Genomic DNA, 15021 nt, shown 5'->3' on the forward strand with positions numbered 1-15021 from the left:
ATGATAATTACTATGGTCGATTTTACGGAATTCTTTTCTAAAATAAGTATATAAAACTCACCCTTAAAATCTGATATATCATCAGAATTTAGTAAAAATTTCTTCAAACTTTTAAAAAAGTTTGTATTTGTTTTTCTAATAGATTTAAAGGCTTCATAAGTTTTAGACAGTTATCTAAATTAAATTTCCCATCAAAAAATATCATTAATAACTTAGTTTCTATTAATGAGGTAAAAAATGAACAAAATCTAGACTATCAGAAATAATCTCTGCAAACTCTCCCCAAAATTTTCTTTGAGTCTTAGATAATATAAGTTATCGTCTAGATTATTTTTTAAATAAATTAGATGAAAACTCAATATCCCCAAGGTTTTATTATGGTATTTTTCAATCTCATAATTACACCTAAAATAGAAACCAATTAATAAAAAGTAATACTGAGAAGCTATTTTATTTAGAAAAAATTCATGAAAGTTTAAATAATAAAAAAAATATCTTAATGATAATATTTTTGATCCTTAATTTTAAAAAAATTAATTAAAATCGAGACCTCCATGATTAAAAACAATTAAACTGAAACATAGGCCTGAGCTAAACGCTTTTCTGTAGATGCTTGTGTTGTGTAAAAACGCTCTTGGATGGCATATACAAAATTCTTTAAGGACTCTTCGTCTGTAATCGTGTATTTACCATTTGCATCCATAGGTAAGCCCAAGGTTTGAATATAGCTATGTAAGCTATTTTGAACTTGAGGGCTATATGAATTGTAAGTATCTAATGCTTTAGCGATATTCTTACGATTTGGAATCCCCACTTTGTCTTCAGTGTATGAGGGATCAACAGCTAATAAACCGCCCAATTGAAAGAATTGTGTTACTTCTGCAGTTGTCGCTGCTCTATAAAGGGTATTTAATCCTTTAAAAATACTATTCATGGCACTTAAGCTTTTAAAATACAAATGCCCCGTATTTTTATCAAAAATTGCATCTGGAGAATCGGTCAAAACGACAATAGGATTATCCAACACCTCAGGCTGATTTGAAAAACTTAAAGTCTTTCTATAAATTTTTGCGCTAGGTAAAACTTTTTGGATATAGTAAAAATCATCGTTTTGACGCTTAAAAATTAAATACTTAATATCTTTATACTGAGCAGCACTGATGGTAGGCAATGAAGTATTTACTTTTTTTTCTAATTCCAGAATAGGGTTTGTTACATCAGTCAACGTGTTTAAGTCCACTTTAAACCAATCACCATTTTGGGCTATCGCTGTTGGGGTATAAGAAATAGTATTTAAAGTAGTCGGTAATAAACCAGCATAAAAATCAGGACAATTCTGCCCCGACAAAACGACATGAAACTTTGCATTATTCCGTGAATACAGAAAATTCATTACCACCCCCTTAGTCTAAAATTAAAAATGTATATTCGTTCACTTTTGTAAGAGCAATATAACTTCGCATATCACCATTACCATCTTCAAAAAGCTCATCAATAGTTTTTATTTCCCTCTTAGAAATCACCAAAACTTTTGAATCATCTATATGTTTTATAAAATAAAATTTATATCCTAATACTAAAAATATTGGATTAAAGTAAAAAAATCGAGTCCTAGCTAGGACTATTAGCATTAATACAAAGAAAAGCAAGAATGATTTCAATGTAGGTAAACTAATGGCAACAAATGCATAACCTAAATAAATTGGAAGATAAAAGTCATTTCCCTGCTCAAATGCTTTTACTTTTTTTCTCTCTATAACATCCTGATCTAAATACTTTAAGCTAAATCTAATCGAAAAAAATGAAAGAAACAGCAAAGCTATAAAATAAATCACATAAGCAACATACGTGACTGAATCAGTGATAAATTTTTCACTAAATCTAAAATTTTCAATGCTTAGTAAAAGTGAGATTAGGTACTTGACCCACTCCCACCTCAACCAAACTGTCTCTTCATGAGAAATAAGAAAAATTAATCCTGCTAAGGCGATGGAAATAGCAGTCAAAACTATATGTAATAGATGTTTCATGCTAAATCTCCATCTGTAATCAAAGTCTATTGTGCTTAATTTTTATCCCATTTCATAGCATAAAGAGACACAGCTTGACGCATTAAAAACTTTATCCATTTTGCTCAAAAGTTTTAGCTATATGCTCTTCAGCATCTCGAATAGAAATCTGACCATTCATCAGCATAGGTAAAAGCCAATCCCTTAATTTAATCAACTTCTCTGATTCTTCATCTAAACTTACTATTAGTTCAAAATTGCTACCTATATAATTTTCAAACTTTAATAAAAGTTCTGAAGGAGGTATAAGTATCTTTGACTGCTTAAGATGATCTAGAGTGATATGCCCCATTGTTGTTTTTCTAAGATCAGCAATCATTTTAAAATGATTTAAATAGTTTAAAAGTTCAAAATATACAAAGCTTTTAGGGTAGTATTCTTTTGGTAAAACTTTAAAAATATGCTGATTCAAGGCAGCCTTTCCACCTGTCCAAATTTTAACATCTAATGAAGCTGACCAAGAAAATAAAATATCTCCATTTTCAATAACTGCTGACAATGGAATATCTTTTGATGCTTTTTCAGTATCAGCATTAATTCCATTATTCATTTCCCGTATTTTCACTACAGGTAAAAAATCGGTATTATTATTTGGCCTATACTTTTGCATAGGCAAGCCATTAACATAATTAGCAATATCCCATAAACTTTTTACTTGCCAATCTACTGGAATTTCTCTTTTTAGGGTTTTATTATAAACAAGTTCTTTCTTTAAGAGACTAGGATAATTTAATTGAATAAACCAAAAATCATACGCTAATTTTGAAAAAATTAATATTTTTGATTTAATTAAATTATTCAATTCAATTTTATCATCTAAAGTTTTCAATACTTTCGATAAACTCTTCTGTTTTTCTACGGACTCAGGAATTCTAATCTCGAAATTTTTTATATCATTTGTATTAAGGTTTTTTCGAACCCCTGAGGCAAGATCACGTATTTCTTTATACTGATTTTTTAAAAAGTAATAGACATATTCATTATCAGCAAGGTCTTTATTTAATTCAATATTACAACATGCCTGATTCGTAGCCATTGGTTTTTTCATAATGGCAACATTCCCACGTGTTTTTCCCTCCCCATACATAGCTAGAGCAAGTGTATCTTTAGGATATACACGAATACTGGTCTTTTCTAAGGCTGCTTCTGTAATATATTCATTTGTATCATATATATATTTAAGCGAAAGCTGCTCTGTTTTCAACCAAGGAATATTTCCCTCACTCCAAAAAATGGGGTTACTTCTTAGAGGAGTTAATCCGCTAGAAATTTTCAGTGAAATTTCGCTAAGTTTCTTAGTGATCATAACTCAAACTCGACAATTGTTTTTTTAGTTCCTTTTCTAACTCTCTTGATTGGAGGAATAATGCATCTAAATCTTTTTCATATTCTTTTAACTTAAGATTAAAATCTTCATTCGTTAACTCTGAAAACTCAATCTTAATATCAAAGTACTGACCAGCACTTAAGCTATAATTTTTTGCTTCTATTTCGTCATATTCAACTAATACTGAAAATCTATCTTTCTCAGTTTTCGAATTAAATAATTCTATTATCTGCATTTCCTCCTCTAAAGTCAGAAGTGTTTTCTGATTTTTACCTTCTTTTACTTTATCTCCGAGATTTGAAGCATCTATTAAAATAACTTTTTCTTTATTAGTAGCATCAATGAATATTATTGATACATTGGTACCTGTAGTTGCAAAAATATTAGATGGCATAGAAATAACTCCAGCTAACATTTTATTTTTAATTAAATGTTCACGGATATTTCTATCAATTCCTGATTGAGCAGATATAAAGCCAGTAGGTACCACTACAGCTGCCTTACCATTTTCTTTAAGAGAAAAAATAATATGCTGTAAAAACAACTGATATATTTCCATTTTATCAGTGTCTTTAGGTTTAATTTTAGGAATACCTGCAAAGAATCTCTCTTTATTGACTTTAGTATCCAAATTATCTCTGAAATCACTGAAATCTAATTTAAATGGCGGATTGGAAACAATATAGTCAAATTTTTTAAGCTCGCTTCCATCCTTATGATAAGGGTGAAGCATAGTATTACCCTGAATAACGTTTGGAATCGAATGAACTAAGTTATTCAGAATTAAGTTCAAACGCAGTAAATTAGACGACTTTTGAGAAATATCTTGAGTATAGATAGCACAACGAGTTTCACCAATAACATGAGCCACATTCATCAGCAATGTGCCTGACCCCGCCGCAGGATCATAACAAGTTACATTCTTGACTTGTCCCTGCATATCCTTGGGAACAAGTATTTCTGCCATAATCCGCGCAACTGCATGTGGTGTATAATATTCAGCATATTTACCCCCACTATTCGAGTTATAGTCCTTCACCAAATATTCAAAGATAGAAGCATAAAAATCGAACTTCTGATCAAAAATACGCTCAAAACTAAACTCTACTAATTCATTAATGATCGCTTTGCAAAATTCATCACGCTTAGAAGGATCACTAATAAACTGGCTAAGCTCATCAAATAGCTTGATTTTTGCACCACCATCGGTTTGAACCGCAAAAATCTCATTATTCTGAATAGAAATATCTCTTAATGTATCATCAAAAAGTTTTGAAAAATCAGGTTCATTTTGTTGGCTGAATAGGTAACTTATAAAGTGCTGTGGTTTGAGAATTGCTGTATCTGCTGGCATTTGTAATGCAAGCATCTCTAACTCATCTTCCGACATGTTAGAGAGCACATCTTCCCATTTTTCAGCTTCAGCTAAACTTGGTTCAACTTTTTTTGCTTCATAAGCAAATTTATCATTCAAAAATTTATATAAAAAAGCCTGCGTGATAATTTTAAATTCATTACCATCATTACCAAGTCCATAGTTAGCGCAGATAGCTTTTAAACCATCAATAAGCTCTCTAACTTTTTGCTGAAACTGAATTTCTACCATTGCCCTGAACCACCATTGAACTCTTTGAGGTACTCATTTACCACAAGCTGGTTAATATACCTTGTAGTCATGGGATTTAATGCAATGTTCTGTTCATTTTTAAAGCGTTTGATAATATTCGGCATCATCACTCGAGCAAAGTATGCTTCATTATCTAATACATTTTCACTGTCTAGCACGCGCTCATCTGCATCCTGTTTGAGTCCGATCAAAGCTTCATAAATCTGTCTTTCAGATTTTGAAATATCTCCTTGCTCATACAGTCTCTTATGCACACGTGTGAACTTAATGTCCCCTTTATATTTATCACTGAGTTGCTTATTCGCACGATTCAATTCTTTTATACGCTCATGAATTTGTTGCAAAGTACCAATATTAGCGACCATCTCTTGCTGGGTGACTTCGCTCAATTTCTTCTTTTTGAATAGGCGTTCGAGTTCCTCTTTTAAGCAGATAAATTTCTCATCTTGCTGATCAAAATTACTTGCTAGAGCCTCTCTCGTTTTACGCAATGTATCTTTGAGTTGATCTGCTAGAACTAATTCTTCCTCAGCAATTTTCTTAAATTTGAAAATCACATCTTCAAGAGCTAAATTAAGTAAATTTGTAGTGTCCTCACCACTTTCTATACTTTCCTTTAAATTCAGCATATCTAAATGGTTGCTAGTCTCTCGGAACATGATATTAATCTTTACAAAGTCTAAAGATCGAAGTTGCTCATAGTCCCCCTGTAACCGCATGAGGTTATATAAGCTTTTTGCATCAGCTAAACTTTTCTTAAGTTCTAATACTTGTTTACGGTCAGAAATTTGTTGGATTTGCTCTGAGAAATTTTCCATGTTGTCCGTATTGAAACGGAATAATAGATCTTTAAGTTGATTAATTTCTTGATCAATTTCTTCTTTAGACTTAAAGAGATGAGAATAACTATCCATCTCATCACCTAGCTCCGCCTGTAACTCCTCAAAGTAAGCCTTGTTTGTTGCATCAAATTCTTTTCGAATATCAGCAAAGTCAACAACGTAACCATACCTAAAATCTTTGTAAGTACGGTTCACACGAGTTAATGCCTGAAGCAAGTTATGCTCTCTGATCACACGACCAATATAAAGCTTCTTTAATCGAGGTGCATCAAAACCTGTTAGCAACATGTTATAGACAAAGAGAAAATCAATTTTTCCTGCTTTAAAAGCATCAATCCAATCTTTACGCTCTTGTTTATCACCCACATCATGTAAAATGAGCGCAGCAGATTTAACTTTGTTTTTTTCCTTTAAATGCTCTGTATAAGATGTATCTGTCTTAATGGCATCATTGTCTTTTTTATATTTTGCATTAAAGATCTCAAACATCTGTTTCGCTTGTTCTGAGCTATCACAGATGACCATTCCACCTATTGTCGAATCATTACAAGCTCCACGACTATTCTCAAAATCCTGAACAATGTAATCCAACATTGGTTCTACAAAAGTTGGATGTGCATAAATAATTTTTTTATCGACATCTCCCTGTTTAACCTCTGCTTGTGCTAATGCCTCTTGTAAAGCAATTTTATAGTTGGTTTGGATATCTTCTCGAATCAAACGTAATGTATAGCCATCAGCAATTGAAGCATTGTAGTAATACTTATGAATGTAATCTCCAAACAACGATCTTGAATTATAATCTGTTCCTAATAGCGGAGTCCCTGTCAGACCAATTTTAATTGCATTACGATCAGAAACATCTAAATTTGCAAGAAAGCTACCTTTAGGATTGTAGCTACGATGTACCTCATCTAAGAAGTAAACACGCTGTATATCAATACTGTAATCCTTGGTGGAAACAATAGTTGGATCATCTGCAAACTTTTGAATATTGATTACAGTAATCTCTGGTTTCCCACTATTGTTATGAATGACCTTAGTAGCCTTAATATCTTTAGTAAATTCATCTCTGGAATTTATCGTATGTACAACTAACCCACGACTAGTAAATTCACTCTGTGCTTGTTGAAGTAAATCAAGGCGATCTACAATGAAATAAAATTTAGCGATTACGTTGTTTCGTTGGTAATAATCAGTCAAGAACTTTACGTTAAAATAAGTTAGTGCTGTCTTACCACTACCTTGAGTATGCCAAATAATTCCTTTCCGAACTCCTTCATCAAGTTTTCTTTGAATTGCCTTAGTTGCGAATAGTTGTGGATAGCGCATGATATGTTTTTGCACACCATTTTCTGTTTCCACATAAGCAATTGAATAACGTAACATAAATGCTAAACGCTCTCGGCTTAACAAAGAAGTACAAATTCGGTTAGTCGGTCTATTAGGATCTTTATTGGTAATAAATTCAGGGCTATTTTTAATCACTTCAAAGTTATTGTCTTTAAGAATGCGAATTTCTTCTGATTCAGCTAAGGGACTAAGTAAATGAGTTAGATTAAAAATTTCTTCTTCTCGGAAGTAATTAAAACTTGGCTTGTGATACGACGGAGTAGCATAAAAAGCTCCCATGATTGGCTGAATAGCCTCATCGTCGTATTCCATATTATTTGAGAAGATCATGAACTGAGTAATGTTGATAAATCTTTTAAATTTAGAGTTTTGGAAACGCTTATTTATGCGGTCTCTTTCTGCTAAGACACCATCTTTATTATTTGGTTTCTTCACCTCAATAAAAACTAAAGGCATACCATTTACTAGGATCGTGATATCAGGGCGGAATTCATCATCTCCATTTTGGCAAGTAAGCTCCGTAACAACATTGAATGTATTGTTATTGATATTTTCAAAATCAATGAGTTTGATGCCAGAGCGATTGACTAACTTGCTAAAGAACACTTTTCCCAAATCATCATTGTCTAAAGTTAGTTTTAGATCTTGTAACTCTCTTTGAATATCATCTTTTTCAAAGGAAGGATTAATTCTACTGATGGATTCAATGAAGATGTCTGGAAAAATGTTTGATTCCACATCCCATGTATGTTCATTTAAAGAAAGGTACTTATACCCGAGCCTTGTTAAATGAAGAATTGTTGGAATTTTTACACGAGCATCTTCATTAAACTTCATGGAACCCTCTAACTAAAATTTTAATTATCAAATACTAAGCTACTATAATACATATAAAACTCTACCAATGGGTAAAAGCAAATTCTGATATTTTACTCTTTGTTTAATTCGTAGATTTCTCCCTCCAAAAATCCATATCCATTTTCTTCTCCCTATGCATATCTGAGCCAAAACTAATGCTAATAATTCTATTAAATTTAGTAAGTTAACTAAAAATAACTGATACAAAAGCCCCATATAAAAATTAATGGTTCCTTGAACTAATTCATCTACGTATTCATCTACGTATTCATTATAGTATTTTATCACCTTAACAGTTGATTCTTAAGATAAAAATTTAAAGTAGTCTACTAATAAAAAGGGAGCGTAGGCTCCCATCTTATTCACGGCTCGCCAACTTACTTTCAATCCATTGATTAATCTCATAAGCTGACCAACCGATACGATTCTGAGTTATTTTTACTTTTTTGGGAAAAGTCGGATCATAGTAAGGTGAGTATTCATCCATCATTTCATAAATTGTTGATCTACCTACACCAACAAATTTAATTACTTCTTTAATACTAATCAGTTGATTCATTTGAAAAGTTTGTCCAACAAACGCATTCATGAAATTTACTCCAAATCAATAATGCGAGCGTTACTGCTCAAATAATCAGGAGGTCTGTAAAAAATTAACTAATTCACTGCCCTCACACTCCCCTGTAACCCTTTCTGCATATCCTGTACAAATCCATTATCTTGATTGAGCTTAGGTTTAGTCTTGGATCTCGAATCAATAGGCTGTTGCTCAACTTCAGAAGATTTTTCCACGTAAAAGTCCTCAACAATTTCCAATCCCTCATCACCACCCACTTCAAACTGTGCATTGCTCAAGCCTAGTCGTGCTGTTGCATCTAAGGCATTTTGATTGAAGCCTACGGTTTTACTTTGTTGGTCAATCTCCTTGGCAGCTTGAATCGCTTGTTGAAGGTTTATGCCATCTCGTAAGGTTAAATCCACGTAATAGACTGGCATACGATAGCTTTGCGTGGTGCTCTTGCCTCTTAAAGTGAGTTGCAAAGGTAGGCATGAAAGTAAGCCATTGGATGCTGCATGGTAATAACTGAGCCGTGCTGCCAAGGTACGAATGCTATTAAAGCCTGTGGTTCTAAAGATGAATGTTCCTAGTTCATCCGATTCATCTAAATTGACATACAAACGACCATAAGGCTTACACAGCCCACCTTGCGCCAATGGGCATAGATCAGGTGATGGACAGGGATGATGTTCAACCCCTTGATTGGTCAGCCGTTGGCAAGTTTCACCATTCCCCACACAAACAGGTCTACCAGTTTGCCGGTCAAACAAGCTGTACTCTGCTCGAAGGTTCAGTTCAGGATCATTGAAGATCATACGGACTGGTATTGAACGGAGTTTTTGATTCGGTGCTTTGGCCCGAAGCTGTTCATCCAGTGGATGTTTCACCCAACCCTCTTTATTTTGGATTTGGGAGGTCAAAGTAAATTGATCATCCTTTTCAGGGACACGTTTACCATTCTTTTCCACCATTTTACCGATACTGATCCGTCCGAGTATTGGCGGTGTAATTGCTAAACCTTTGATCATGTTGATATCCTCACTTTCTATAAATTAAATACGTATAAAAAAGCCCATATAGTGGGCATGGGCTGATATGAGCTTGTGTGATTGAATTAATGGTTTGATGCTGATGTGGATAAAATTTGACTTATCCACCGTTGGCATAAATCTGAAAACGCCGTGTCCCTTGCTTGGCTTGTGGAAATTGATTGAGATACTCGGGATATGATTTAAGCAAGGCTTTACTGTCTAAGCTGACCGAGTCTTTAGCCTTTTTCCATGTGACTGAACCCGTTTTAAAAGTCGCTCGTTCAGCCTCTTGCATCTTGGCTTGTAACTGATGTTTGAGTAGGTCAAATTGCTCTTGATGCTTTTCAACTTGATTGCGTACTCGGATCAGTTGTTCAAACTGTTGATTGGCTTGCTCATCTCCAGATAAGTCTGTCGTACTGAGTGGGATATGTTCTGGATACAGAAGCTGTAAGGCTTTGGCTGCTGATTCGCTGGCATCTGCTTCAGGTGGGGTATCCTTTTCCACACACTCCCAGAAGTAACGTTCGGCATTAATGATGTGTTGGATCACCGATTCTGAACGTGTCACTTTAAAAATCCGGGTTTCATGTCCACAGAGCAACACACAAATATGCGCTGCTTGTTTGCCTGTCACAGCCAATTGATGTTGCACCTGACATAAGACATACAATGGCACCCCATCTCTCCACAGTTTGGCCCCATATTCCCCTGCAGTTTTACATTCCAGTATTTGTACATCGGCATCTCCAACAACTGAGTAATCCAAGTTGGCTAACATAAAATGCTTGTCTGGATCAGGGTGTTGTAACACGGCATTGACCCGACGGACTTTATAGTTGGTATGCATGCTGTAGTATTCCGCAACGAGTGGTTCCAGCCGTTTACCCCAGTACAAGGGTGCATGACCTTCACTTTCATCTTCGATATTCTGTTGAATGCGTCCTGTCTTAATCATCCATAGTTCGAGCATCGACATATAAGGGTTTAGACCACAAGCTGCGGCACAGTCGCTGCTGCCAATACCTTTACGTCGTACTTCCAGCCATTCGGCCTGAGTCATATTTTTAGTCTCAACAAAGCGTTTTGCCGTGAAGAGTTTCGGACGATTGGTGTGGATATTGAGTGTTGCGTTGTTTGGATGAATTACGGCTGAGTTCATAGCGATTTCCTGTCATTGTTGAATTTTGGGCATAAAAAAAGCCGTGTCCGTAGACACAGCTTTTGAATAAAATAGTTAAGTCATTTGTTAGGTTGAGCGTTTCAGTATTGCGATGAGTCAGCTTAGGCTAATCAATAGATGCTTTGAAATTAAGCCAACATGCGTAAAGCTTGTTCCAGTCCACGTTGTTTGAGACCTGCCCCTGCCCCGAACCAAGCAGAATCAAGCCGATGATCCTGACTCATGGCTCTTCTTTCATGGTCACAGAATTCCGTGATACTGCAAAGTAAGCCATAAGCCGTGTCTTTGACTGAACTCAGTTCTGCCCCACGACCATGCCCATTAAACATGGTCATGACTTTAGACATGGCACGTCCATTCGGTTCAGTCTTGTTGTCTGCTTTGGTAGCTGAGTTGGCTTGGGTAGCGACATTGCGGTAGAACTGAATAATGCCATCCTCCTGCTCCATTGGACTCAGGCTGGTATTGTTAAACACTGTATCAAAATATGCTGCCGCTTCAGTTTGTGTGACTTTACGCTGACTGAGTTGTTTCATTTCATACATATGTTCATCCCATGCACGTACTGAAATCCCCAATTGCTGTTTAATTTTCTCTGCATCGAACTTGGTGCTGTGCGGGACTTTGACTACACCTGCACTGCTATTCTGACCTTTCAGAGCAATCGCTAAGGTGTTGTTACACACTACTCGGATACTGGTGAATTGTGCTGTGGTCGCTAAAGTTCCATCACAGGCTGTGGCTAAGAGGATGTAGCCATTACTAACATCTTTGCCTTTTAAAGCTGAGGTCTGTCCAGTTTTGGCTAATGCCCAGAACTTCTTACCGCCTTTGAGTACACCCGCGGTTTCCAGTTCAAAGCCCGATTTTTCGGTCAGGTCTTTGTAGAAATTTAGAATTTCCATTGGTTGCACCTCTTGATAGCGTTGACTGACCACAGACAAGGGTGCATGAGTATCAGAGCGATATAAAACACGTTGTTCCTCATAGGGCATGATGATGCTTTGCCCACGGTCATTTTTAGCCATATAGCTGACATCTGAAGACTCAATCCTCCAATCCATGCCTGCCTGCTGTGCCCAGACTTCAAGCGGCTGATTTTGGCTAAGTTGATTACCTAAGCCATGCCAAGGGGTTTCACCAACATAGGCCATTTGTTCAATTTGATGTGCCATGATTTTAATTCCTATAAAAAGTTGAATTGCTGTAAAAGGTAATTAGATAAATTTATTTAAAAATTAGTTACGGATGCTTGGACTAAAATCGCGGTCACAGTCGTTGCAGTAATAATGTCGGCTATAAACAGGATGTGAGCTGTTTTGGACTTCATCCTCCGTCACCAGCATCCAAATGCCGCCGATCAGCACCCCGACTAGGGCGCCTGCAATCGGGGGGATATTTAAACTTTTCGAAACACTGATACCTAAAGTTGCCAATGCCAGAGGTGACATCACATTGTTTTGCGCTGAAGGTAAATTGCTGTTGCTGACGAAATGTTGTGGGGATTCCAGCAGTACCGTGTCTCGGGACTGACAATAAGGACATGGCAAACTCATCTAAATAATTCCTGTAATAAAAAATGAGTGAAATAAAAAAAACCCTGCTTTGGGGGAAAGCAGGCAAAGCGTGAATTGGGTTATTGCATAAGGCTGTTTTGAAGGAGCCACATGCTTCTCATTTAAATGATATGTATCTGTATTTTTTTTAGGATGTGATTTTAATCGACGCTTTTTTAGATCAATTTTAATGACTTGATACAGGGATCAATTGACCTGATTTTTATCAGCGATTATGATGCAAGGGCTGGCCTACATTGCCAGTCGGTTTTAGCAGACCGCAGATCCAGCACGGTATATGAAAGTTATTTTGTATGTCGTGGAACCCTCGTGTCCCCCTGTTGTTGCGGTAGGACGGGAGGGGGACGCCTTGTGCGTGCTGGTTCCTTGGATCCCAGTCTGCTAACCCCCTTTCGTTCTGCCACCATTATTTAGCAGTAATTTGGTAGAACTTCTTATAATTCCAAGGAGTCATCTATCATGATTCAATTTACTGTGCTTTCGTCCCCTGCACTCGCTTCATTTTTATACCATCCCAAACTTCGGCATTTCACACCGATTCCAACCTTATTGTCTTACCCTGTGCTCTGATTCATTTCACCGCACTGATCAACCACTGAGTTTTTAATTCAGGGGCTGCTTTGTGCTGGAACAACATGATGAAATTTATCGCACAGCGGATTTGAGTTGTCATTATTGTGCTCACCAACCACACCTAGAGCCTGTGACAGCCAAGTAAATATGTTTGAAATTACAGTCAATTTCATAATTCATTTTTAAAATTTTAAAAATATTTGATGGGTAAATAATAGGATGAAATACACTGCAATTGCACTGCTTACCAGCCTAGCTTTGGTCGGCTGTTCAAAACCACAAAATGATGCAAAGAACGAAGAACTTACTCAAAGTATTGAAAAAATGTCATTAAATGATGATGCCCCTGTACAAACTGTTTCGTCTCCTTTGATTATCGCTCGAAGTGAAATTACCCCTCCGCTGACAAAAACAGGAAAAGACTTTCAGGAATTAATAAAAGATGAGGGGTATTTTTCATTTTATCCGCCATATGAAACGATATCTGGACTACAGATGTTTTTTGAAAATTCGGATGCAGCAGACTATTGTGCAAATTGCGTAAATTTCCAGACGGTTCTCAATGACTTAAGAAATACTCTGGCTTTAAAAAACAATCAAGTTCTGGTGATCGGGCATACAGGTCAACAATTTCCTGCATTCACTTTTGCTTTGGGTGACGATTATTCCTTGCGTGCAGCGCATGACACAGCAATCAATTATATAAGATCGACGATGCAGGTGATTCCACCGCAAAAAGATCAATTTGAAAGTACAGAACAATATCAACAACGTATCCAGACACTTCAAAATGAGCTAGATACTAAAAATGCCCATCTAAATTATGACTTGAAGCTTCTAGAAATCAGTTTAAATGCCACTTCTTCACAAAGTTTGTTCATGACGAGCAGCTATACACCGAATGATCGACCAAGTGGCCCAATTGATAACTTTGTTTACTATGATGCTGATTCGAAACAGTTACATTTTGAGGACATGAATTTCTCATCTGATCTTATCGTCAATTTCACAGCCCCATCCACACCAGAGTTAGCACAAAATATTATTACAGCTAGTGGACAAAAGTATGTCGGTTACATTTTTAACTTTAATAAGAATAAATTGGAGTTAGATAGCTTAGTCATTTATCAAGCTAACAATACTCAAACTGGTTCAGCAAATGAGCCTATCGCAATACTTGAACCTAGCACGATGTCTTTTCAACGCAAACATTTCAACGGTATAGAAAATGCTCGATTAAAGAGATTTGACGTCCCATTAAAAAAGCCAATTAACTTCAATTTTACTTTGGATAACTACACGCCTATCGAGAATGTCTTTAAAAAGATCGGCAAGTAATTCTCAAACTTATCAAGATCAAGACATTGATTTTATTAACTATCAAACATACAAAAATGGGCTTCCCCCTGTAGATCACCATATTCGATTAAGAACAGGTATTTATAATGAATTTTATTCCATCTATTTTTTTATCTAGTGTGCTGTTGCTGACTTTAACGGCCTGTAATTCAGGCAATGATGCGCCAAAGCCTAAAGATACCCAAACTCAAACAAGCGCTGCTGAGACTAGCACTTCGGCTCAGTCTGAGATGACCAATAAATCCGAGGATGATTTTGTCGTTGATAAATCATTTTTAGAAAATGGTGCCGATGCTGAGCAAGCACAAGAACTGTCACAGGAACCGCCATTACAAGAAGAATTCGAAGTCCGAGTTCGTCGTGATGAATCACAATATTCCATGACAGGCTATGTTGATAAGCTCAATATCATGTCCCTGAATAATGATCCAACCAGTTTAACCAACGTATCAATCAACCGCGGTAATTGTAGAACCAAAGGGTTTTATGATTATCAAAATATGCGCTATGGCTCAGTGGCCCAAGTCTATCTCGGTTGTGCTGCTGAAAATGTGCGTGAGGTGACCATTACCACCAACAGCGGATTGACCTATACCTATAATTTTTAGGCATGAATAATAAAACGGCTTTATTTCCGCTCCTGTGTTAATGGGAATAAATTTA

12 protein-coding genes are annotated in these 15021 nt (G+C 36.0%); 2 read left to right on the forward strand and 10 right to left on the reverse strand.

The features are described 5' to 3' along the window. Positions 1–568 precede the first annotated feature (568 nt). The 10 genes from I593_RS08360 to I593_RS08405 all read right to left on the reverse strand — a co-directional run bounded on the left by I593_RS08360 (position 569) and on the right by I593_RS08405 (position 12405). The gene (locus I593_RS08360) at positions 569–1393 is read right to left on the reverse strand and encodes a hypothetical protein (RefSeq protein WP_016167123.1); all 825 of its coding nucleotides are present in this window, start codon (positions 1391–1393) and stop codon (positions 569–571) included. Positions 1394–1403: 10 nt separating this feature from the next. Next, entirely contained in the window at positions 1404–2030 is a 627-nt protein-coding gene (locus I593_RS08365; RefSeq protein WP_016167124.1) for a hypothetical protein, read from the reverse strand. Between the two features lie 91 nt (positions 2031–2121). Beyond that, positions 2122–3375 (reverse strand): restriction endonuclease subunit S, encoded by a 1254-nt coding sequence (locus I593_RS08370; protein ID WP_016167125.1) that lies wholly within the window; start codon positions 3373–3375, stop codon positions 2122–2124. Next, positions 3365–5002, reverse strand: a complete 1638-nt coding sequence (locus I593_RS08375) for an HsdM family class I SAM-dependent methyltransferase (protein WP_016167126.1) — start codon at positions 5000–5002, stop codon at positions 3365–3367. Before I593_RS08375 ends, I593_RS08370 begins: the two co-directional genes overlap by 11 nt. Then, on the reverse strand, positions 4996–8055 hold the full coding sequence (locus I593_RS08380; protein ID WP_016167127.1) for a type I restriction endonuclease subunit R: 3060 nt from the start codon (positions 8053–8055) through the stop codon (positions 4996–4998). Before I593_RS08380 ends, I593_RS08375 begins: the two co-directional genes overlap by 7 nt. Before the next feature lie 379 nt (positions 8056–8434). After that, the gene (locus I593_RS08385) at positions 8435–8665 is read right to left on the reverse strand and encodes a helix-turn-helix transcriptional regulator (RefSeq protein ID WP_016167128.1); all 231 of its coding nucleotides are present in this window, start codon (positions 8663–8665) and stop codon (positions 8435–8437) included. A gap of 68 nt (positions 8666–8733) precedes the next feature. After that, positions 8734–9663, reverse strand: coding sequence for a recombination directionality factor (locus I593_RS08390; protein WP_016167129.1), 930 nt, complete (start codon positions 9661–9663; stop codon positions 8734–8736). A gap of 121 nt (positions 9664–9784) precedes the next feature. Beyond that, positions 9785–10828, reverse strand: coding sequence for a YqaJ viral recombinase family nuclease (locus tag I593_RS08395; protein WP_016167130.1), 1044 nt, complete (start codon positions 10826–10828; stop codon positions 9785–9787). A gap of 149 nt (positions 10829–10977) precedes the next feature. Continuing rightward, entirely contained in the window at positions 10978–12024 is a 1047-nt protein-coding gene (locus I593_RS08400; protein WP_016167131.1) for a DUF932 domain-containing protein, read from the reverse strand. Between the two features lie 63 nt (positions 12025–12087). Further along, positions 12088–12405, reverse strand: coding sequence for a hypothetical protein (locus tag I593_RS08405; RefSeq protein ID WP_016167132.1), 318 nt, complete (start codon positions 12403–12405; stop codon positions 12088–12090). A gap of 813 nt (positions 12406–13218) precedes the next feature. Between I593_RS08405 and I593_RS08410 the strand changes: the two genes are divergently transcribed. Beyond that, on the forward strand, positions 13219–14337 hold the full coding sequence (locus tag I593_RS08410) for a hypothetical protein (protein ID WP_016167134.1): 1119 nt from the start codon (positions 13219–13221) through the stop codon (positions 14335–14337). A 107-nt stretch (positions 14338–14444) separates the two neighbouring features. Further along, on the forward strand, positions 14445–14966 hold the full coding sequence (locus tag I593_RS08415) for a hypothetical protein (RefSeq protein ID WP_016167135.1): 522 nt from the start codon (positions 14445–14447) through the stop codon (positions 14964–14966). The last annotated feature ends 55 nt before the right edge of the window (positions 14967–15021 follow it).

This window comes from Acinetobacter tandoii DSM 14970 = CIP 107469 (assembly GCF_000400735.1).
Lineage (GTDB): Bacteria > Pseudomonadota > Gammaproteobacteria > Pseudomonadales > Moraxellaceae > Acinetobacter > Acinetobacter tandoii.